This is a genomic window from Streptomyces roseofulvus (assembly GCF_039534915.1).
GTDB classification, from domain to species: domain Bacteria; phylum Actinomycetota; class Actinomycetes; order Streptomycetales; family Streptomycetaceae; genus Streptomyces; species Streptomyces roseofulvus.
Window position 1 is genome coordinate 5,660,585 of the sequence record NZ_BAAAWE010000001.1, and the last position, 19,561, is coordinate 5,680,145.

Annotated in this window: 14 protein-coding genes; 13 read left to right on the plus strand and 1 reads right to left on the minus strand. The window is 73.7% G+C overall.

All coding sequences use genetic code 11. From position 1 onward, the window contains the following. Positions 1–51 precede the first annotated feature (51 nt). The 9 genes from ABFY03_RS26305 (at position 52) to gatB (ending at position 10,646) form a co-directional block, all read left to right on the plus strand. On the plus strand, positions 52–591 hold the full coding sequence (locus ABFY03_RS26305) for an LOG family protein (RefSeq protein ID WP_319011800.1): 540 nt from the start codon (positions 52–54) through the stop codon (positions 589–591). A gap of 7 nt (positions 592–598) precedes the next feature. Next, the gene (locus ABFY03_RS26310) at positions 599–1,297 is read left to right on the plus strand and encodes an SDR family oxidoreductase (RefSeq protein ID WP_319011799.1); all 699 of its coding nucleotides are present in this window, start codon (positions 599–601) and stop codon (positions 1,295–1,297) included. A 9-nt stretch (positions 1,298–1,306) separates the two neighbouring features. Further along, on the plus strand, positions 1,307–2,305 hold the full coding sequence (locus ABFY03_RS26315; RefSeq protein ID WP_346170978.1) for a methionine synthase: 999 nt from the start codon (positions 1,307–1,309) through the stop codon (positions 2,303–2,305). A gap of 33 nt (positions 2,306–2,338) precedes the next feature. After that, positions 2,339–4,540: an NAD-dependent DNA ligase LigA gene (gene ligA, locus ABFY03_RS26320; protein WP_319011797.1), complete on the plus strand. Its 2,202-nt coding sequence runs from the start codon at positions 2,339–2,341 to the stop codon at positions 4,538–4,540. 324 nt (positions 4,541–4,864) lie between these two features. After that, a complete protein-coding gene (locus ABFY03_RS26325) occupies positions 4,865–6,976 on the plus strand; it encodes a putative bifunctional diguanylate cyclase/phosphodiesterase (protein WP_319011796.1) in 2,112 nt (703 codons plus the stop codon). Positions 6,977–7,086: 110 nt separating this feature from the next. Continuing rightward, positions 7,087–7,383, plus strand: a complete 297-nt coding sequence (gene gatC, locus ABFY03_RS26330) for an Asp-tRNA(Asn)/Glu-tRNA(Gln) amidotransferase subunit GatC (RefSeq protein WP_030492502.1) — start codon at positions 7,087–7,089, stop codon at positions 7,381–7,383. 2 nt (positions 7,384–7,385) lie between these two features. Beyond that, positions 7,386–8,879 (plus strand): Asp-tRNA(Asn)/Glu-tRNA(Gln) amidotransferase subunit GatA, encoded by a 1,494-nt coding sequence (gene gatA, locus ABFY03_RS26335; protein ID WP_346170979.1) that lies wholly within the window; start codon positions 7,386–7,388, stop codon positions 8,877–8,879. 5 nt (positions 8,880–8,884) lie between these two features. Next, positions 8,885–9,118, plus strand: a complete 234-nt coding sequence (locus ABFY03_RS26340) for a hypothetical protein (protein ID WP_030492500.1) — start codon at positions 8,885–8,887, stop codon at positions 9,116–9,118. A gap of 16 nt (positions 9,119–9,134) precedes the next feature. Beyond that, positions 9,135–10,646, plus strand: coding sequence for an Asp-tRNA(Asn)/Glu-tRNA(Gln) amidotransferase subunit GatB (gene gatB / locus ABFY03_RS26345; RefSeq protein WP_319011794.1), 1,512 nt, complete (start codon positions 9,135–9,137; stop codon positions 10,644–10,646). Between the two features lie 77 nt (positions 10,647–10,723). Here the strand turns inward: gatB and ABFY03_RS26350 are convergent, their stop codons facing one another. Then, the gene (locus ABFY03_RS26350) at positions 10,724–12,715 is read right to left on the minus strand and encodes a protein kinase domain-containing protein (RefSeq protein WP_346170980.1); all 1,992 of its coding nucleotides are present in this window, start codon (positions 12,713–12,715) and stop codon (positions 10,724–10,726) included. A 621-nt stretch (positions 12,716–13,336) separates the two neighbouring features. Here ABFY03_RS26350 and ABFY03_RS26355 point away from each other — a divergent pair. From ABFY03_RS26355 to ABFY03_RS26370, 4 genes are all read left to right on the plus strand, one after another. Beyond that, positions 13,337–15,580 carry an MMPL family transporter gene (locus ABFY03_RS26355; protein ID WP_319011792.1) on the plus strand — a complete coding sequence of 748 codons (2,244 nt, stop codon included), beginning with the start codon at positions 13,337–13,339 and terminating at the stop codon, positions 15,578–15,580. Next, positions 15,558–16,115, plus strand: coding sequence for a GNAT family N-acetyltransferase (locus tag ABFY03_RS26360; RefSeq protein ID WP_319011791.1), 558 nt, complete (start codon positions 15,558–15,560; stop codon positions 16,113–16,115). The genes ABFY03_RS26355 and ABFY03_RS26360 overlap by 23 nt, the downstream gene beginning before the upstream one ends. A gap of 179 nt (positions 16,116–16,294) precedes the next feature. Then, complete coding sequence (locus tag ABFY03_RS26365) at positions 16,295–16,468, plus strand: hypothetical protein (RefSeq protein WP_319011790.1); 174 nt, start codon at positions 16,295–16,297, stop codon at positions 16,466–16,468. A gap of 33 nt (positions 16,469–16,501) precedes the next feature. Further along, positions 16,502–19,531 (plus strand): helix-turn-helix transcriptional regulator, encoded by a 3,030-nt coding sequence (locus ABFY03_RS26370; protein WP_346172304.1) that lies wholly within the window; start codon positions 16,502–16,504, stop codon positions 19,529–19,531. Positions 19,532–19,561 lie beyond the last annotated feature (30 nt).

The following is a 19,561-nucleotide window of genomic DNA, read 5'->3' on the forward strand; positions in this document are numbered from 1 at the left end:
GGATTTCCCGAAGAATCTCGGAACCCGCAGGTCACGGCATACGGTGGCGGCATGAACATCTGCGTCTTCCTCTCCGCCGCCGACCTCGACGAGCGCTACACCGCCCCCGCCCGGGAGTTCGCCGGCCTCCTCGGCAAGGCCGGCCACACCCTCGTCTGGGGCGGCTCCGACACCGGCCTGATGAAGGTCGTCGCGGACGGCGTCCAGGAGGCCGGAGGCCGGCTCGTCGGCGTCTCCGTCGACTTCCTCGCCGCCAAGGCCCGTGCGAACGCCGACGAGATGACCGTCACCGAGGACCTCGCCGAGCGGAAGGCGCTCCTCCTCGCCAAGTCCGACGCGATCGTCGTCATGGTCGGCGGCACCGGCACCCTCGACGAGGCCACCGAGATCCTGGAGCTGAAGAAGCACGCCCGGCACACCAAGCCCGTCGTCGTCCTCAACACCGCCGGCTTCTACGACGGCCTCAAGACCCAGTTCCAGCGCATGGAGGACGAGGGCTTCCTCCCCCGGCCCCTCGCCGAGCTGGCCTTCTTCGCCGAGGACGGGGCGACGGCGCTGGCGTACCTGGAGGGCGAGATCGCCGCCCGCTGATGGGACCATGGTGACCATGGCTACTCATGTGATCACCGGGGCCGGGTCCGGCATCGGCGCCGCCGTCGCGCGCCGGCTGCACGCGCGCGGGGACGAACTCGTGCTGCACGCGCGCGACGCGGGGCGCGCGAAGGAGCTGGCGGCCGAGTTCCCCGGCGCCCGCACCCTCGTCGGGGACCTGGCGGACCCGGACCGGCTCTCCTGGGCGTTCTCGCACCAGAGCCTGCCCGACCGGGTCGACTCGCTGCTGCACATCGCCGGCGTCGTGGACCTCGGCGCGGTGGGGGAGCTGACGCCCAAGTCCTGGCACCACCAGCTGAACGTCAACCTGGTCGCCCCCGCCGAGCTCACCCGGCACTTCCTGCCGCAGCTCCGCCTCACCCAGGGCCACGTCGTCTTCGTCAACTCCGGCGCCGGGCTGAACGCGCACGCGGAGTGGGGCGCGTACGCCGCCTCCAAGCACGGCCTGAAGGCCCTCGCCGACTCCCTGCGCCACGAGGAGCACGCCCACGGCGTCCGGGTCACCTCCGTCTACCCCGGCCGCACCGCCAGCCCCATGCAGGCCAAGGTGCACCAGCAGGAGGGCAAGGAGTACGACCCCGGGAAGTGGATCGACCCCGAGTCCGTGGCGACCACCATCGTGATGGCCCTCGACCTCCCGCGCGACGCCGAGGTCAACGACCTGACGGTCCGTCCGGGACGGTAGGGCCGGCACGTGAGCGAGACCAAGCTGTGGGGCCCCGCCACCGGCGTCGGCTCCCTGCCCGGCGGCGACGCCCGCGAGGCCGCCAAGACCGTCACCGGGTCCTTCGAGGACTTCCCCTTCCTCGCCGAACTCCCCGCCCGCGGCCCCGGCGCCGACATGATCGGCCGCACCCTCGGGCTGCTCGTCGACCTGTACGCGCACGTGGAGCCCAGCGGCTGGCGGATCAGCGACCGGCCCGGCCGCGACACCCGCCGCGCCCGCTCCTGGCTCGGCGAGGACCTCGACGCCCTGGAGGAGTTCACCCAGGGCTATGAGGGCCCCCTCAAGGTCCAGGCCGTCGGGCCGTGGACCCTGGCCGCCGCCCTCGAACTCCGCGGCGGAGAGGCCGCCCTGGCCGACGCCGGCGCCTGCCGCGACCTCGCCGCCTCCCTCGCCGAGGGCCTGCGCGAGCACCTCGCCGACGTCGCCAGGCGCGTCCCCGGCGCCCGGATCGTGCTCCAGCTCGACGAGCCCTCGCTGACCGCCGTCCTGCTCGGGCAGATCCGTACGGCCTCCGGCTACCGCACCCACCGGGCCGTCGACCGGCAGGTCGTCGAGTCCGCCCTGCGGGACGTGATCGCCGCCCACGACGGGCCCGTCGTCGTCCACTCCTGCGCCCCCGGCGTGCCCTTCGCGCTGCTGCGGCGCGCCGGAGTCGCCGGCGTCTCGTTCGACTTCGGGCTGCTCACCGAACGTGACGAGGAGCCCCTCGGCGAGGCCGTGGAGGCCGGCACCAAGCTCTTCGCCGGTGTGGTGCCGTCCACCGACACGGCATTGTCCGACCCGGGCGGTAGCGTCATGGGTGTCAGGACGCTGTGGCGCAGGCTGGGGCTGAATCCGGGGACTCTCGCCGAGTCCGTGGTCGTCACCCCCACCTGCGGGCTCGCGGGCGCCTCGCCCGCGTACGCGCGGGCGGCGCTCGCCCACTGCGCCCGGGCGGCGAGATCGCTCGCGGACAACCCAGAGTGACCGGGTTCTGAAGGTACGGGAGGACGGACGAAGGTGGCAGTCGAACAGGGGGCCCTGCCCGACGGGGAGGCGGTCGTGCCCGCCGAGGCCCGCGAGAAGCACGCCGAGCTGGCCGAGCAGGTCGAGGAGCACCGCTTCCGGTACTACGTGAAGGACCAGCCGGTCGTCAGCGACGCGGAGTTCGACCGGCTCCTGCGCGCCCTGGAGGCGCTGGAGGACGAGTACCCGGAGCTGCGCACGCCCGACTCGCCGACCCAGAAGGTGGCGGGGCAGTACGAGACCGACTTCACCGCGGTCGAGCACCGCGAGCGCATGCTCTCGCTGGACAACGCCTTCGACGAGGAGGAGCTCTCCACCTGGGCCGAGCGCGTCGCCCGGGACGTCGGCACCCCCGACTTCCACTTCCTGTGCGAGCTCAAGGTCGACGGCCTCGCCGTCAACCTCACCTACGAGCACGGCCGGCTCACCCGCGCCGCCACCCGCGGCGACGGCCGCACCGGCGAGGACATCACGCCCAACGTGCGCACGATCGCCGACATCCCCGAGCGCCTCCACGGCGACCGGATCCCGGAGCTCGTCGAGATCCGGGGCGAGGTCTACTTCCCCATGGAGGCGTTCGAGGCGCTCAACGCCCGCCTGGTCGAGGCCGGCGACAAGCCCTTCGCCAACCCGCGCAACGCCGCCGCCGGCTCGCTGCGCCAGAAGGATCCCAAGGTCACCGCCACCCGACCGCTCCACATGGTGGTCCACGGCATCGGCGCCCGCGAGGGCTTCGAGATCACCCGCCTCTCGGAGGCGTACGGGCTGCTCCACGAGTGGGGCCTGCCCACCGCCACGCACAACAAGGTGGTCGGCACCCTCCCCGAGGTGCGCGAGTTCATCGCGTACTACGGCGAGAACCGGCACTCCGTCGAGCACGAGATCGACGGCGTCGTCGTCAAGCTCGACGAGATCCCCCTCCAGGGCCGGCTCGGCTCCACCGCGCGCGCCCCGCGCTGGGCCATCGCCTGGAAGTACGCGCCGGAGGAGGTCAACACCAAGCTCGTCGACATCAAGGTCGGCGTCGGCCGCACCGGCCGCGTCACCCCGTACGCCCAGGTCGAGCCGGTCACCGTGGCCGGCTCCGAGGTCGAGTTCGCCACCCTCCACAACCAGGAGGTGGTGAAGGCCAAGGGTGTCCTCATCGGCGACACCGTGGTGCTCCGCAAGGCCGGCGACGTCATCCCGGAGATCCTCGGCCCGGTCGTCGACCTGCGGGACGGCACCGAGCGGGAGTTCGTGATGCCCGCCGAGTGCCCCGAGTGCGGCACGGCGCTGAAGCCGATGAAGGAGGGCGACATCGACCTCCGCTGCCCGAACGCCCGGACCTGCCCGGCGCAGCTGCGCGAGCGCCTCTTCTTCCTCGCCGGCCGCCAGTGCCTGGACATCGAGAACTTCGGCGCGGTCGCCGCCGCCGCCCTCACCCGGCCCCTGGAGCCCGCCGAGCCGCCGCTCGCCGACGAGGGCGACCTCTTCGACCTCACCATCGAGCAGCTGCTGCCGATCAAGGCGTACGTCCTCGACGCCGACTCCGGACTGCCCAAGCGGGACCCGAAGACCGGCGAGGAGAAGATCGTCACCGTCTTCGCCAACCAGAAGGGCGAGCCGAAGAAGAACGCGCTCGCCATGCTGGCCAACATCGAGGCTGCCAAGACCCGTCCGCTCGCCCGCTTCATCAACGGCCTCTCCATCCGCCACGTCGGCCCCGTGGCCGCCGAGGCGCTGGCCCGCGAGTTCCGCTCCCTGGAGCGGATCGAGCAGGCCACCGAGGAGGAGCTGGCCGCCGTCGACGGCGTCGGCGGGATCATCGCCGCCGCCGTGAAGCAGTGGTTCGCCGAGGAGTGGCACCGCGAGATCGTGCGGAAGTGGCGCGCCGCCGGGGTCACCCTGGAGGACGAGGGCGCCGGGGAGGACGAGGGACCGCGTCCGCTGGAGGGCCTGACGGTCGTCGTGACCGGCACCCTGGAGAATTTCACCCGGGATGGCGCAAAAGAATCGCTCCAGAGCCGCGGAGCCAAGGTCACCGGTTCCGTTTCCAAGAAGACCGGCTTCGTCGTGGTGGGGGAGAACCCGGGATCCAAGTACGACAAGGCCATGCAGCTGAAGGTTCCGGTTCTGGACGAGGAGGGCTTCAAGATCCTGCTCGAACAGGGTCCCGAGGCCGCCCGGGAGGCCGCACAGCCGGTCGAGGAGTGACCGCCGCCCGCCCCTCCCCGGACCCCGGAAGCTCACCCGTTCGGCGCATACCAGATCGTTACGGGTGGCCAGGCCGCATTCGGGCAAGAGAGGGAGAGCGCTGCCCCTCGGCGCCCTCGGCGGCCTAGTGTGGTGACCGTGCGTCTCGTCCCGCACCGCCGCGCGAGGGTTCTGCGCGGCCGTGCGCCAGGACGAACGGCCCCGCGCCGCGCGCCCCGCCCCCGAAGCCGGCGGAGCGCACGGCGGGGCGGCCGGACGCCACCCGGGCCGCCGCGCGCGGCCCATCGGACAGCGACGGCACCGCCGCCTGTGAGAGGGACGGGAATGGAACCGACCGAGAGTGCCGCCCCGGTGCCACGGCCGCGCGGCCGGGTGCTCCCCGCGGGCTTCACCGGGCTGCCCGCCGCCGTGCTGGGCACCGCCGCCGCCGTGCTCGTCACCGGGCTCCAGCGGGCCCTGACCGCCGGCCACCCGCTCTTCCCGGGCGGGGTCACCGGCTGGTCCCTCGCGCTCCTCACCGGCCTCATCGTCGGCCACCTGGTCGCCCTCGGCCGCGAGCGCTGGTGGGGCGGCACCGGATCGGGCGCCGCCCTCACCCTCGCCGTGCTCCTGCTGTACGGCTGGGTCCCCGCCGGGCTCGTCTCGCTCACCGTCGTCGTCCTCGTCAGCGCCGCCCGCCGGCACCGCTGGCGGCAGGGCCTGCTGCACGGCGCCGCCGACATCCTCGGCGTCGGCGCCGCCGCGCTCGTCCTCGCCGTCTTCGGCGACGTCCCCAGCGTCGACGCCCCCTGGGAGCCGCTCGACTGGGGGATCGCCGACGCCCCGGAGATCGTGCTCGCCGCCGGCGCGTACCTCCTCGCGACCCGCCTGCTGCTGTGGTACACGCTCGCGCCGCCCGGCCGCGGACTGCCCACCGTGGCCCGCACCGCCCTGCTCCGCCAGGGGCTCGTCGCCGTCGCCCTGCTCGGCATCGCCCCCCTGATCTGCGTCGTCGCCGACGCCTTCCCCGTCCTCCTGCCGCTCTTCGCGATCCCGCTGATCGCCCTCGACTCCACCCTGTGGATCGCCCGCGCCCGCGCCGAGGAACAGCTCCGCGACCCGCTCACCGGCCTCCCCAACCGCCAGTGGCTGCTGGAGCGGACCTGGACCGCGCTGGAGGACGCCGAGGGCGAGCAGGCCCGCGCCGCCCTCGTCCTCATCGACCTGGACCGCTTCCGCTCGGTCAACGACACCCTCGGCCACCTCGCCGGCGACCGGCTCCTCCTCCAGATCGCCGACCGGCTCCGCCTCGCCCTGCCCCGCGGCGCCGAGGCCGCCCGGCTCGGCGGCGACGAGTTCGCCGTCCTGCTGCCCGTCGCCGACTCCACCACCAGCGCCCAGCGGGTCGCCCGCCACCTCGTCGCCGCCCTCTCCTCCCCGCTCGACCTCGACGGACTCACCCTCGTCCTGGAGGCCAGCGCCGGCGTCGCCGTCTACCCCGACCACGCCGCCGACGCCGAGGGCCTGCTCCGCCGCGCCGACGTCGCCATGTACCAGGCCAAGCGCGACCGCACCGGCGTCGAGGTGTACGAGTCCAAGCGCGACTCCAACACCCCCGACCGCCTCGGCCTCCTCGGCGACCTGCGCCGCGCGCTCGACGCCGGCGAGGTCGAGCTCCACTACCAGCCGAAGGTCCGCTTCGACGGCCAGGTGGCCGGCCTGGAGGCCCTGGTCCGCTGGGTCCACCCGGAGCGCGGAAAGGTTCCACCGGACGAGTTCATCGCCATCGCCGAGTCCTCCGGGCTGATGCCGCACCTCACCGAGTACGTCCTGGAGACCGCCCTCGCCCAGGTCGCCCGCTGGCGCGCCCAGGGCCTGGAGGTGCCCGTCGCCGTCAACGTCTCGCCGCGCGACGTCCACACCCCCGGCTTCGCCGGCGCCGTCGCCGCCCGCCTCGCCCGGCACGGCGTCCCGGCCGGCTCGCTCCAGCTGGAGATAACGGAACACGTCCTCCTGGAGGACCCGCAGCGCGCCGCCGACACCCTCAACGGCCTCACCGGCCACGGCGTCAAGATGTCCCTGGACGACTTCGGCACCGGCTACTCCTCCCTGGTCCACCTGCGCCGGCTCCCGGTCAGCGAGCTGAAGATCGACCGCTCCTTCGTCGCCCGGCTCGCCGTCGACACCGAGGACGCCGAGATCGTCCGCTGCACCGTCGACCTCGCCCACTCCCTCGGCCTGCTCGTCGTCGCCGAGGGCGTCGAGGACGACGAGACCTGGGAGCGGCTGCGCGACCTGGGCTGCGACGCCGTCCAGGGCTGGCTGGTCTCCGCCGCCATGCCGCCCGCCGAGACCACCGCCTGGCTCCTCGCCCGCGGCGAGCACGGCTGGCGCCGGGCGGTCGACACCGCCCCCGTCACCGCCCTCGACCCGGCCCCCGGACACGTCGTCCAGTGACCCGTAGGGGAAGAACCGGGGGCCCGTCCGGGCCGACCGTTTCACGGGGAGTGGTGCGGGCCCCATAGGATTGGGCCAACACCATCAGACTCACCCCAGAGGATCGCTGCATGCCTGGCATCACGCGCGAGGAGGTCGCACACCTCGCTCGGCTGGCGCGTCTGGAACTCGCCGACGAGGAACTCGACCACTTCGCCGGTCAGCTCGACGACATCATCGGCGCGGTCGCCCGCGTCTCCGAGGTCGCCGAGCAGGACGTCCCGCCGACCTCCCACCCGCTGCCGCTGACCAACGTCATGCGCGCGGACGAGGTCCGCCCTTCGCTCACCCCCGCGCAGGCGCTCTCCGGCGCCCCCGCCCAGGAACAGCAGCGTTTCAAGGTGCCGCAGATCCTGGGGGAGGACTGACCATGACGGACATCATCAAGCTCACCGCCGCCGAGATCGCCGCGAAGATTGCTTCCGGCGAGCTGACCGCGGTCGAGGTCACCGAGGCCCACCTGGCCCGCATCGACGCCGTCGACGAGAAGGTCCACGCCTTCCTGCACGTCGACCGCGAGGGCGCCCTCGCGCAGGCCCGCGCCGTCGACGAGAAGCGCGCCCGCGGCGAGAAGCTCGGCCCGCTGGCCGGCGTCCCGCTCGCGCTCAAGGACATCTTCACGACCCGGGGCGTGCCCACCACGGTCGGCTCGAAGATGCTGGAGGGCTGGATCCCGCCGTACGACGCCACGCTGGTCAAGCGCCTGAAGGCGGCCGACGTCGTCATCCTCGGCAAGACCAACATGGACGAGTTCGCCATGGGCTCCTCCACCGAGAACAGCGCCTACGGGCCGACCGGCAACCCGTGGGACCTCACCCGGATCCCCGGCGGCTCCGGCGGCGGCTCCTCGGCCGCGCTCGCCGCCTTCCAGGCCCCGCTCGCCATCGGCACGGACACCGGCGGCTCGATCCGCCAGCCCGCCGCCGTCACCGGCACCGTCGGCGTCAAGCCGACCTACGGCTCGGTCTCCCGCTACGGCATGGTGGCCTTCTCCTCCTCCCTCGACCAGGGCGGCCCCTGCGCCCGCACGGTCCTGGACGCGGCCCTGCTGCACGAGGCGATCGCCGGCCACGACCCGCTCGACTCCACCTCCGTCGACCTGCCGGTCCCGCCCGTGGTCGAGGCCGCGCGCAACGGCTCGGTGGCCGGGATGCGCGTCGGCGTCGTCAAGCAGTTCCGCGGCGAGGGCTACCAGGCCGGCGTCATGCAGCGCTTCGACGAGTCCGTCGAGCTGCTGAAGGAGCTGGGCGCCGAGGTCGTGGAGCTGGACTGCCCGACCTTCGACCTGGCCCTCTCGGCGTACTACCTGATCGCGCCGTCCGAGTGCTCGTCCAACCTGGCCCGCTTCGACGGCCTGCGGTACGGCCTGCGCGCCGGCGACGACGGCAGCCGGTCCGCCGAGGACGTCACCGCCCTCACCCGCGAGGCCGGCTTCGGCCCCGAGGTGAAGCGCCGCATCATCCTGGGCACCTACGCGCTCAGCTCCGGCTACTACGACGCGTGGTTCGGCTCGGCCCAGAAGGTCCGCACCCTCATCACCCGCGAGTTCGAGAAGGCGTTCGAGCAGGTCGACGTGATCGTCTCCCCGACGACGCCGACCACCGCCTTCCCGATCGGCGAGCGCGCCGACGACCCGATGGCGATGTACCTCGCGGACCTGTGCACCATCCCGACCAACCTGGCCGGCAACGCCGCCATGTCGCTGCCCTGCGGCCTGGCGCCGGAGGACGGCCTCCCGGTCGGGCTGCAGATCATCGCCCCCGCCATGCAGGACGACCGGCTCTACAAGGTCGGTGCCGCCGTCGAGGCCGCCTTCGTGGAAAAGTGGGGACACCCGCTGATCGAGGAGGCTCCGTCGCTGTGAGTGCCATGGCAAAGAAGGCCAAGAACTTCAAGAAGTCGAAGACCGGCATCTACGTCTCGCTCGCGACCACCGCGTTCGGTGCCGTCAGCGTCGCCAAGCAGGCCAAGCTGGCCCGCAACGACCACGACATGCTGCGCCTGATCGACTCCGCCGTGTCCGCCGCCGCCATCGTCACCGGCCTCGCGATCCTGTACCGCGAGCTGAAGCGCCTCGGCGACGACGACGTCCTGCTGGGCTGAGAGGGAAAGTTCCACCGTGACTGTCACTGAACTGCTGTCGTACGAGGCGGCACTGGCCTCGTTCGACCCCGTCATGGGCCTGGAGGTCCATGTCGAGCTCGGCACGAAGACCAAGATGTTCTGCGGCTGCTCGACCGAGCTGGGCGCCGAGCCCAACGCGCAGACCTGCCCGACCTGCCTCGGCCTGCCCGGCGCGCTGCCGGTCGTGAACGAGATCGGCGTCGAGTCCGCGATCAAGATCGGCCTCGCGCTGCACTGCGAGATCGCCGAGTGGTGCCGCTTCGCCCGGAAGAACTACTTCTATCCGGACATGCCGAAGAACTTCCAGACCTCCCAGTACGACGAGCCGATCGCCTTCAACGGCTACCTGGACGTCCAGCTGGAGGACGGCGAGGTCTTCCGCGTGGAGATCGAGCGCGCCCACATGGAGGAGGACACCGGCAAGTCGACCCACATCGGTGGCGCGACCGGCCGCATCCACGGCGCCTCGCACTCGCTGCTCGACTACAACCGGGCCGGCATCCCGCTGATCGAGATCGTCACCAAGCCGATCGTCGGCGCCGGTGACCGCGCTCCCGAGGTCGCCAAGGCGTACGTCGCCGAGCTGCGCGAGGTCATCCGTTCCCTGGGCGTCTCCGAGGCGCGCATGGACAAGGGCCAGATGCGCTGCGACGTCAACCTGTCGCTGATGCCGAAGGGTTCCTCCACCTTCGGCACCCGCTCGGAGACGAAGAACGTGAACTCGCTCCGCTCCGTCGAGCGGGCGGCGCGCTTCGAGATCCAGCGCCACGCGGCGGTCCTGGAGTCCGGCGGCACGATCGTGCAGGAGACCCGTCACTTCCACGAGGACGACGGCTCCACCACCTCCGGCCGCATCAAGGACAACGCCGAGGACTACCGCTACTTCCCGGAGCCGGACCTGGTCCCGGTCGCCCCGTCCCGCGAGTGGGTCGAGGAGCTGCGGAAGGGCCTGCCCGAGCTGCCGCGCGTGCGCCGCAACCGGCTGCGCGAGGAGTGGGCCGTCTCCGAGCAGGAGATGCAGTCCATCCTGAACGCGGGCGCGGTCGACCCGATCGTCGCCACGATCGAGGCGGGCGCGGACGCGGCCTCGGCCCGCAAGTGGTGGATGGGCGAGCTGGCCCGCAACGCCAACGAGAAGGGCGTCTCCCTGGAGGAGCTGCCCATCACGCCGGCGGACGTGGCCCGGGTCTCGGCCCTGGTGGCCGGCGGCGACCTCAACGACAAGCTGGCCCGCCAGGTCATCGAGGGCGTCCTCGCCGGCGAGGGCACCCCGGACGAGGTCGTCGAGAAGCGCGGTCTGAAGGTCGTCTCCGACGACGGCGCCCTCGGCACCGCCGTCGACGAGGCCATCGCGGGCAACGCGGCGATCGCGGACAAGATCCGCGGCGGCAAGGTCGCGGCGGTCGGCGCGCTGGTCGGCGCGGTCATGAAGGCCACCCGTGGCCAGGCCGACGCGGCGAAGGTCAAGGACCTCATCCTGGAGAAGCTGGGCGTCACCGAGGGCTGAGCCCTCCCGCCCGCACGCGTACGAGAGCGGCCCCGCACCGGAGACCCGGTGCGGGGCCGCTCTTCCGCGTCGTACGGCTACCGCTTCAGCATCGGGGCGGCGATGATCCCGCTGCCGGAGTCGGTGCAGGTCTCCTCGACCTTCAGGCGCAGCCGCAGGGCCCCGGTGATGTCCAGGGTCTCGGAGATCGGCTTGCCCAGGCGCACGGTCTCGTTGAAGAGCGCGGGCTTGTCGTCGACGGAGATCACGACCCGGGCGGTCTCGACCTTGGAGCCGTCGTCGACGCCGGCGGTGAACTCGAAGGTCTTCCACTCGCGGTTCAGGTCGTACTCGACGTAACCGCCGTAGTAGCAGTCGCCGATCAGCGCGGAGCCGTACTCCTTGGTGTTGATCTTCGCGCTGCCGATTCTGACGTTGTCGGGCTCGCTGACGGAGGCGAGGGTGGTGAGGTCGGCCTCGGTCGCGTCCGGCACGGAGCCGGGGTCGACCGACGGGCTGCCGCTGTCGGTCGGCTCGGCGGTCGGCTCCTCGGTGGGCTCGTCCGTCGTCGGCTCCTCGGTGGGTTCCTCCGTCGGTTCCTCGGTGGTCGGCGACGCCGGCGCCGAGGTCGTCGTCGCGGACGGGCCCGCCTGGGCGTTCTTGCCGTTGCCGGCGTCGCGGTCGCCGAGCAGCCGGATGCCGATCACGGCGAGGACGGCGATCAGGAGGACACCGCTCACGGCGCCGATCACCAGCCCCTTGCGGCTCTTGCGCGGCTCGGGCGGCCGGGGCGCGGCCGGGCCCCCGACCGTGGGCATCCCGGCCGTCGGGGGCCCGTAGCCCTGACCGCCGTACGCCGGCGCTCCGGAGGTCGGCGCTCCGTACGCGCCCTGCCCGGCGTCGTACCCGAGCGGCGCGGCGGGCACCGGGGCGGGCGCGCCGAAGCCCGCCGGGGGAGCCTCGACGGCCGGGGCGGGCGGCTCCGCGGGCGCGGGCGTGGCCGCGGGGGCCGGAGGCTGCGGGGGCGGCGTCGGCGGCGTGGCGTCCTGCGGTACGACGTCCTGGGGCGCCGCGGTCGGCGACGTGGCCGGGGGCGTGGCCGGCGGGGGCGCCACCGGGGGGAGCGGCGGGACGGCGGGGGCGTCGGACGGGCGCGGCGGGACCGCGTCCTGCGGGGTCACCGGGCGGGAGGTCGTCGTGGTGGACACCACCCCGTGCCGGACCTCCTTCACCCACGCCGACAGCGACAGCGGCCGCTTGTCCGCGTCCGCCGCCGCGATGGCGAGCACCTTCCGCCGCTGCTCCTCGGGGAGCCCGGCGATCTGCGGCACGGCGGCGAGCGCGGCCGCGAGCTGCTCGGGCGAGGCCGGCGGGGACTGGCCGCTCAGCAGGAAGTAGGCGATGGCACCGAAGGCGTACCGGTCGGTGGCCGGGGTCCGCTTGCCCTCGAAGATCTCCGGCGCCGCGTACCCGGGCGTGAACCAGACCTCGGCGGTCTGGTGGTCGGCGGTGAGCTTGCTGAGGCCGAAGTCGACGAGGGTGGCCTGGCCGTGCTCGTCGACCATCACGTTGCCCGGCGACAGGTCGCCGTGGACGACGGTCCGCCCCGACGGGGTGGCCCTGCCGGAGTGCAGCCAGTCGAGGACGTCCGCGAGCTGTTCGAGCGTCCGCATCACCTCGCGCCGCTCGGCGGGGGTGGCCAGGGTCCGCTCGGCGCGCCAGTCGCGCAGGTCGAGGCCGTCGACGTGGTTCATGACGAGGACGAGGGCCCGGCCGGTGAGGGTGCCGGACTCGCCGGGGGCGTGGATGGGTGAGCCCTGGAAGTGCTCGCGCACGCCGACGACGCCGGGCCGGCTGACGAAGCGCAGCAGCTCGGCCTGCTCGTTCCACTTGCGGCTGACCCGCTCGAAGATCTCGGGCGTGATCGTCGTCTTGGAGTCGAGGACCTTGACGACGACGGGCTCGGTACCGCCCGCGAGCTCGATCTCCGCGAGATAGAGCACCGCCTCCCCGCCCCGCCCGATGGAGCGCAGCAACCGGTAGCGGTCCGGTGCGGAGTCAGGCCCGATGTGGTGTGCCGACTTGCTCAACTTCCCCCCAAGGCACAGTGAATGACAAGAAGTCAGCTTGCCGCCCGGGGGAGCCGGGGGTCAACCGAGGCGCATGGCACCCCCCCCCCACGCCGACGAACGCGGCACGCACCGCCCACGCCCACGCCCCCTTCGCACCCGCGCACGCACCGAGGCCCTCCCCCGGACGGTTCGCGGCCGGGCCATGATGGCTACGGGTGAAGTGAGCGCCTCGCGGGGGTGAGGACGCGGGCCGCCCGGAGGGGCCGAACGAGGGGGAGCAGGGTGTCCTGTGACGAGTGGGAAGACCGGCACCGCGCAGCGGCAGGAGACCGGGATGCGGCCCCGCGAAGAATCCCGACTCTCCGGGAAAGTACATCGAGCTGAGGATCTCCCTGAGTGACCCGCCTGACACGGTCAGGCTCCAGGCCGCCCTGCAGGAGCTGATGAAGGAGTTCATGGCCTTCGCCCAGAGCAAGCTCCGGTGCCCCGGAGGTTCCGCCCGGCAGTAGCGACCCGCCGAGAGGCGGTGCCGGTCCCTTCCCCCGCGCGATCTGTGAGGATCGACACGAAACGGTCAAACGATCACGTTTGGCTGCGACAGTGGGCCCCGAGCACCGATCCAGGCAGGGAGCACGTCCTTTGGCAGCCATCGCACGGTGGTTCATCCGGCACCGCCTCGTCGCCGTCCTCCTCTGGGTTCTCGCCCTGGTCGGGGTCGGTGGCGCCGCCGTCTTCGCCGGCAGCGCGTACTCCAACGACTACGAGGTGCCCGGCACCGAGTCCGGGCGGGCCACCGCCCTGCTCGACCGCGGCTTCCAGGGGCTCGGCGGCGACACCGACACCATCGTCTGGCACACCGAGCGCGGCAGCGTCCGCGCCGACGCCGTGCAGGAGCGGGTCGGCCCGATGCTGGAGCAGGTCGCCGCGCTGCCCGGCGTCGCCGCCGTCGCCTCGCCGTACGGGGACGGCGCCGCGCGCGGCCAGGTCAGCGAGGACGGGCGGACCGCCTACGCCACGGTCACCTTCCGTGAGCAGGCCGACGACATCCCCGTCGAGCAGGCGCGGGCCCTCGTCGACACCGCGAAGGCCGCCGGGACCGACGGGCTCCAGGTGGAGCTCGGCGGCAGCGCCGTCGCCCTCACCGAGGCGCCCGGCGGGCACCTCGCCGAGGCCGTCGGCGTGGCCGTCGCCGCCGTCGTGCTCTTCCTCGCCTTCGGCTCCCTCGCCGCCTCCCTGCTGCCCATCGCGACCGCCCTGGTCAGCGTCGGCATCGCGTACTCCGGGATCGTGCTCCTCGGGCACGTGATGACGGTCGCCGACTTCGCGCCGATGCTCGGCATGCTCATCGGGCTCGGCGTCGGCATCGACTACGCGCTCTTCATCGTCACCCGGCACCGCAAGGGCCTGAAACGCGGCCTGAGCGTCGCCGAGGCCGCCGAGACCGCCGTCGCCACCACCGGCAGGGCCGTCGTCTTCGCCGGCGCGACCGTCTGCATCGCCCTGCTCGGCATGCTCATCCTCCGGCTGAGCTTCCTCAACGGCGTCGCCCTCGCGGCCTCCCTCACCGTCGTGCTCACCGTCGCCGCCTCGGTCACCCTGCTGCCCGCGCTGCTCTCCCTCATCGGCATGCGCGCCCTCTCCCGGCGCGAGCGCCGCAGGCTGGCCGAGCACGGCCCGCAGCCCGAGCTGCCCACCGGGTTCGCCGCCCGCTGGTCCGCCTTCGTCGAGCGCCACCCGAAGCTGCTCGGGGCCGTCGCCGCCGTCGTCATGGCCGTCCTCGCGCTGCCGACCCTCTCGCTCCACCTCGGCACCTCCGACCAGGGCAACAATCCGGCCACCGCCACCACCCGGCAGGCGTACGACCTCCTCGCCGACGGTTTCGGCCCGGGCGTGAACGGCCCCCTGACCCTCGTCGCCGGCCTCGACGGCGCCGACGACCGGGTCGCCCTCGACCAGCTGCCGGACGCGATCGCCGCCACCAAGGGCGTCGCCGCCGTCTCCCCGATCACCTACAACGGCTCCGGGGACACCGCCGTCCTCACCGTCGTCCCCGACTCCTCCCCGCAGTCCAAGGCCACCAGCGAGCTCGTCGACCGGCTCCGCCACGACGTGATCCCGGCCGCCGAGACCGGCACCTCCCTCGACGTCCACGTCGGCGGCATCACCGCCTCGTACGACGACTTCGCCGAGATCATCGTCGGCAAGCTGCCGCTCTTCGTCGGCGCCGTCGTCGCCCTCGGCTGTCTGCTCCTGCTCCTCGCCTTCCGCTCCCTCGGCATCCCGCTGAAGGCCGCCGCCATGAACATCGCCGCCGTCGCCGCCGCCTTCGGCATCGTCGTCGCGATCTTCCAGTGGGGCTGGGGCGCCGAACTCCTCGGCCTCGGCAGCGCCGGCCCGATCGAGCCGTTCCTGCCCGTGATCATGGTCTCGGTCCTCTTCGGCCTCTCCATGGACTACCAGGTCTTCCTGGTCAGCCGGATGTACGAGGAGTGGCTGGAGACCGGCGACAACCGGCGGGCGGTCCGGGTCGGGCTCGCCGAGACCAGCCGGGTGATCAACTCCGCCGCCGTCATCATGATCTCGGTCTTCCTCGCCTTCGTGCTCTCCGGCGACCGGGTCATCGCGATGTTCGGCATCGCCCTGGCCGCCGCCGTCGCCCTCGACGCCTTCGTCCTGCGGACCCTCCTCGTCCCCGCCCTGATGCACCTGCTCGGCGGCGCCAACTGGTGGCTGCCCCGGAGCCTCGACCGGATCCTGCCCCGGATCAGCATCGAACCCCCCGAGTGCCGCACCGCCGCCGACGCCCGTGCGAAGATCCCCGGGCAGCGCGTGACGGTACCGGCCACGGAGGAGAACGAGGATGTTCGCGATATCGCTGGGTGACGACGGAGCCGAGCTGAGGCCCCTGGAGCCCTGGCAGGCGGAGGAGTTCCTCGCCCACATGGACCGCGGCCGGGAGTACGTCGGCACGCACATCGGCCTCGCCGACGTCGTCCACGACCTCGACTCCGCCCGCGCCTTCCTCCGCGGCTACGCCGACAAGACCGCGAACGACGCCGGACGCCTCTACGGCATCTGGGCGGACGGCACCCTCGTCGGCGGCGTCATGTTCCGCACCATGGACGTGGCCGCCGGCAACGCCGAGGTCGGCTGCTGGCTGGAACCCGCCGCCGCCGGCCGCGGCCTGGTCACCCGCGCCTGCCGGATCATCATCGACTGGGCCGTCGACCAGCGGGGCATCCACCGCCTGGAGTGGTTCGTCTCCTCGAAGAACGAGGCCAGCATCGCGGTCGCCCGCCGGCTCGGCATGACCCGCGACGGCGTCCTCCGCGAGCACTACCTCTACCGCGGCACCCGCACCGACACCGAGATCTGGTCCGTCCTCGCCCCCGACTGGCGCGCCGCCCGGGACGCCTAGAGCCGCTGCCCGGGGGCGTACGGACCCTCCCCGGGCGGCCTAAGGCACCCCCGGGACCGCCCTAAGGCCCCCCGCACCCCGAACATGCGGCACTCGCCCGATGCCCCGGCACCGGCTGGGCGAGGAAGGTGGAGGCATCGCAAGGAGCGATGCCGACACCACAGCCCAGGGAGCACCCCATGTTCGTCTACGAACTCCACCGCGCCGCCCACGCCGAGCTGGTCCGCGAGGCCGCCGCCCAGCGCCTCGGCCGCGAGGCCGCCCGCGCCGCCAAGGCCGCCCGCCGGGCCGGACGCCATGAACCGGAGGGCCGGGTGAGCACCGGCAGGGACCGCTACGCCCAGGTCGCGTGACCCCGTATGGGTGACCCGCGGAGCGCCTGTGCGATGCTCGGCGCCGTGGAGACCAGGTCCGTCAGCCCCGTCTTCGTCGGCCGCGCCGGCGAACTCACCGCCCTCACCGAGGCGCTCTCCCGCGCGACCGCGGGAGAGCCCCAGGCCCTGCTCGTCGCCGGCGAGGCCGGCGTCGGCAAGACCCGGCTCGTCGAGGAGTTCCGCGACGCCGCCTGCGCCACCGGCGCCGTCGTGGCCGTCGGCGGCTGCGTGGAGCTCGGCGCCGACGGGCTCCCCTTCGCCCCCTTCTCCGCCGCCCTGCGCACCCTGCGCCGCCGCCTCCCCGAGGAGGTCGCCGCCGCGGCCGACGGCCACGAGGGCGAACTCGCCCGCCTCCTCCCCGAGCTCGGCGACCCCGGCGGCGCCGACGCCGGCGACGAGGACGCCACCGCCCGCCTCTTCGAGCTCACCGTCCGCCTGCTGGAACGGCTCGCCGCCGACCGCACCCTGGTCCTCGTCCTCGAAGACCTGCACTGGGCCGACACCTCCACCCGACACCTCCTCACCTACCTGCTGCGCACCCTGCGCCGCGGCCGGATCGTGGTCGTCGCCACCTACCGAGCCGACGACATCCACCGCCGCCACCCGCTGCGCCCCCTCCTCGCCGAACTCGACCGGATGCGCACCATCCGCCGCATCGAGCTCTCCCGCTTCACCCGCACCGAGGTGCACCGCCAGCTCACCGGCATCCTGGCCGCCGAACCCGCCCCCGGCCTCGTCGACGAGATCTTCGACCGCTCCGACGGCAACGCCTTCTTCGTCGAGGAACTCGTCGCCTCCCGCACCTGCGGCGACGGCGCCGGCCCGCTCAGCGACTCCCTCCGCGACCTCCTCCTGGTCCGCGTCGAGGCCCTCCCCGAGGACGCCCAGCGGGTCGCCCGGATCGTCGCCGAGGGCGGCTCCACCGTCGAGTACGGGCTCCTCGCCGCCGTCTCCCGCCTCGCCGAGGACGACCTCATCGAGGCGCTGCGCGCCGCCGTCGGCGCCAACATCCTGCTCGCCGTCCCCGACGGCGAGGGCTACCGCTTCCGCCACTCCCTGGTCCGCGAGGCCGTCAGCGACGACCTGCTCCCGGGCGAGCGCTCCCGCCTCAACCGGCGCTACGCCGAGGCCCTGGAGGCCGATCCCGGCCTCGTCCGCCCCGACGAGCGGGCCACCCGCCTGGCCACGTACTGGTACCACGCCCACGACCCGGCCAAGGCCCTCCCCGCCGTCCTCGACGCCTCCGTCGCCACCCGCAAGCGCTACGCCTACGCCGAGCAGCTCCGGCTCCTCGAACGGGCCATGGAACTCTGGGACGAGGCCCCGGCCGAGATCCGTGCCGGGCTGCGCCCGCTGGACTACGCCGAGTCCTACCCGGCCTGCGGCTGCGACCCCGAGACCACCCCGCTGCGCCACCTCGACCTGCTCGCCGAGGCCGCCGTCGCCGCCCGGCTCTGCGGCGAACGCGAACGCGCCCTCAAGATCGGCAAGATGGCGCTCCGGCTCCTCGACGGCGAGGACGAGCACGACCCCCTGCGCGCCGCCTGGTTCTGGGCCGAGCAGGCCCGGCTCCAGTCCAACCTCGGCCGCGGCGACGGCTGGGCCGAGATCTCCCGCGCCCAGGAACTCGTCAAGGGCCTGCCGCCGTCCGCCGTCCACGCGGTCGTCCTCGCCGGCGCCGCGGGCTGGGGCATGCTCCGCAGCCCGGGACCCGACGCCCTCGCCGCCGCCGAACGCGCCGTCGAGTACGCCCGCCTGGTGAAGGCCGAGGCGACCGAGCTCAACGCCCGCCTCACCCTCGGCACCATCATGGTCGCCGCCGGCGACCGCGAGGCCGGCCTCGCCGAGATGCACACGGTCCGCGAACGGACCACCGCCCTCGGCCAGTTCCACGAAGCGGCCCGCGCCCACATCAACATCGTCTCCGCCCTGGAGTCCCTCGGCCGCTCCGCCGAGGCCGTCGCACTCGCCGACGCCGGTCTCGAACTCGCCCGCGCGCGCGGCCTGGTCGAGTCCGCCGGCTGGATCCGCGGCAACAAGGCCGAGTCCCTCCTCTCCCTCGGCCGCTGGGACGAGGCCCGCGCCGAGGCCGAACGCCTCCTCTCCTCCGCCACCAGCACCAAGCCCCGCGCCTCCGCCCACCTCCGGCTCGCCCAGATCGCCGTCGCCCGCGGCGAGACCGCCACCGCCGCCCGCCACCTCGACGAGGCCCGCGCCGTCTACGGCACCCGCGACCCGATCCCGCAGTACATGCTTCCGCTGGCCGGCGCCGACGTCGCCACGGCCGCCGCCGAGGGCCGCCTCGCCGACGTCCGCGCCCGGGTCGCGGCCGCCGCCGAGGCCGGCTTCCCGCCCGGCACCCACCGCTACGGCTGGCCCCTCGTCCTCACCGCCGTCACCGCCGAGGCCGACAGCCGGGGCCTCCCCGCCGCAGAGGAGGGCCGCGCCGAGGCGCTGGCCGCCATCCGCCGCTGCGTCCGCGCCCTCGCCGCCCCGGCCCCCGTCTGGGCCGCCCACTCGGCCCAGGTCAGCGAGGAACTGGCCCGCGCCGAGGGCCGCGAGACCGCCGCCCGCTGGGCCGAGACCGTCGAGGCATGGGCCCCGCTCGGTCTGCCCTACCCGCTGGCCCGCGCCCGCCACCGGCTCGCCGACGCCCTCCTCACCGAGGGCGGCCGGCGCGAGGAGGCCGCGGCCCTGCTCCGGCAGGCCCACGCCACCGCCGTCGCCCTCGGCGCCCGCCCCCTCCGCGAGGACGTCGAACTGCTCGCCGCCCGCGCCCGGATCCTCCTCACCGCCGACGCGCCCGCGGAGCCGGAGCCGGAGTCCGAGTCCGACGCCTTCGGCCTGACCCCCCGCGAGCAGGACGTCCTGCGACTGGTCGCGGCCGGCCGGACCAACCGGCAGATCGCCGAGGAGCTGTTCATCTCACCGAAGACCGCCAGCGTCCACGTCTCCAACATCCTCGCCAAGCTCGGCGTCTCCGGCCGAGGCGAGGCCGCGGCGATGGCCCACCGCCTCCACCTCCTCGACACCCCGCGTTGACCCCGCGCCCCGGCCCCCGGACCGCACGCG

Coding starts and splice junctions, on each gene's coding strand:
- ABFY03_RS26305 (WP_319011800.1), top strand. CDS start 52: ATGAACATCTGCGTCTTCCTCTCCGCCGCCGACCTCGACGAGCGCTAC.
- ABFY03_RS26310 (WP_319011799.1), top strand. CDS start 599: ATGGTGACCATGGCTACTCATGTGATCACCGGGGCCGGGTCCGGCATC.
- ABFY03_RS26325 (WP_319011796.1), top strand. CDS start 4,865: ATGGAACCGACCGAGAGTGCCGCCCCGGTGCCACGGCCGCGCGGCCGG.
- gatC (WP_030492502.1), top strand. CDS start 7,087: ATGCCTGGCATCACGCGCGAGGAGGTCGCACACCTCGCTCGGCTGGCG.
- gatA (WP_346170979.1), top strand. CDS start 7,386: ATGACGGACATCATCAAGCTCACCGCCGCCGAGATCGCCGCGAAGATT.
- ABFY03_RS26340 (WP_030492500.1), top strand. CDS start 8,885: ATGGCAAAGAAGGCCAAGAACTTCAAGAAGTCGAAGACCGGCATCTAC.
- ABFY03_RS26360 (WP_319011791.1), top strand. CDS start 15,558: ATGTTCGCGATATCGCTGGGTGACGACGGAGCCGAGCTGAGGCCCCTG.
- ABFY03_RS26365 (WP_319011790.1), top strand. CDS start 16,295: ATGTTCGTCTACGAACTCCACCGCGCCGCCCACGCCGAGCTGGTCCGC.
- ABFY03_RS26370 (WP_346172304.1), top strand. CDS start 16,502: ATGCTCGGCGCCGTGGAGACCAGGTCCGTCAGCCCCGTCTTCGTCGGC.